The organism is Paracoccus sp. FO-3 (assembly GCF_006386455.1).
Classification (GTDB): domain Bacteria; phylum Pseudomonadota; class Alphaproteobacteria; order Rhodobacterales; family Rhodobacteraceae; genus Paracoccus; species Paracoccus versutus.
The window spans coordinates 1-1,335 of sequence record NZ_VCBQ01000260.1 but is presented as its reverse complement, the minus strand read 5'-3'; the positions used below and the strand labels follow the sequence as shown (position 1 = coordinate 1,335).

Below are 1,335 nucleotides of genomic sequence, written 5' to 3'. Positions count from 1 at the left end.
GTAAGCCACGCGCTTGCCGCCCTCCAGGAGTTCGGCGACCATGGGATGGTGCTTGAAGTGCTGGAACTCCATGTAGGGATAGAGGTAGGGGTTGGCATAGTTCAGGTGCACGACGAAGCCGACCAGGACCTGGTTGCCCTCGAGGTGATAGATGAAGCTGCCGCCGCCGGCGTTCTTGCCCAAGGGCCAGCCCATGGTGTGGGTCACCGTGCCCGGTTTCGCCTTGGCCGGGTCGATCTCCCAGATCTCCTTCATGCCGAGGCCGAATTTCTGCGGCTCGTGGCCGGCCGAGAGGTCGTATTTCTGGATCAGTTCCTTGGCCAGAGAGCCCCGCACGCCCTCGCAGATCAGCACGTATTTGCCGCGCAGCTCCATGCCAGGCTCGTAGCTCGGGCCGGGGGTGCCGTCTGCGTTGAGCCCCATCTCGCCGGCGACGACGCCGACCACGCGCTCGCCCTCATAGACCAACTGCGAGCAGGCCATGCCGGGGAAGATTTCCACTTCCAGCGCCTCGGCCTGTTCGGCCAGCCAGCGGCAGACATTGCCCATCGAGACGATGTATTTGCCGTGGTTCGACATCAGGGGCGGCATCGGCCAGTTCGGGACGCGGACCTGGCCGCCTTCGCCGAGGATGTAGAAATTGTCCTGGGTGACCTCGGTGGTGACGGGCGCACCCTTGTCCTTCCAGTCCGGGATCAGCCGGTCGAGGCCGGCGGTGTCCAGCACGGCGCCCGACAGGATATGCGCGCCGATCTCCGAGCCCTTCTCCAGCAGCACCACGGAAAGCTCCGGGTTCACCTGCTTCAGCCGGATCGCCGCCGACAGGCCGGACGGCCCGCCACCAACGATCACAACGTCGTATTCCATCGACTCGCGAGGGGGCAGGTCGGGCATGGCGAGGGATTCTCCTTGCTGATGGCTGGGGTTCTGATCGGGGCGTGTCAGTTTGCCGCGCCCCCTCACTCGATCATGGGGAGCAACTGGTCGATGGATTTCTTTGCGTCGCCGTAGAACATGCGGGTGTTTTCCTTGTAGAACAGCGGGTTCTCGATGCCGGAATAGCCGGTGCCCTGGCCGCGCTTGCTGACGAAGACCTGCTTGGCCTTCCACACCTCCAGCACCGGCATGCCCGCGATGGGGCTGTTGNGTCGTTCGAGCCGATCACGATCGCCACGTCGGTCGAGGGGAAATCCTCGTTGATCTCGTCCATCTCCAGGACGATGTCATAGGGCACCTTGGCCTCGGCCAAGAGCACGTTCATGTGCCCCGGCAGACGCCCCGCCACCGGATGGATGGCAAAGCGCACGGTCTTGCCGCGCGCCCGCAGCTTGCGCG

General features: G+C 64.5%; 1 protein-coding gene and 1 pseudogene. Both read right to left on the bottom strand.

The features are described 5' to 3' along the window. Window positions 1-894: NAD(P)/FAD-dependent oxidoreductase (locus FE811_RS26845; protein WP_140849560.1), on the bottom strand; the 894-nt coding region annotated here is incomplete at its 3' end. 65 nt (window positions 895-959) lie between these two features. Further along, window positions 960-1,335: pseudogene (locus tag FE811_RS26840) on the bottom strand (NAD(P)(+) transhydrogenase (Re/Si-specific) subunit beta); the annotation flags it as partial.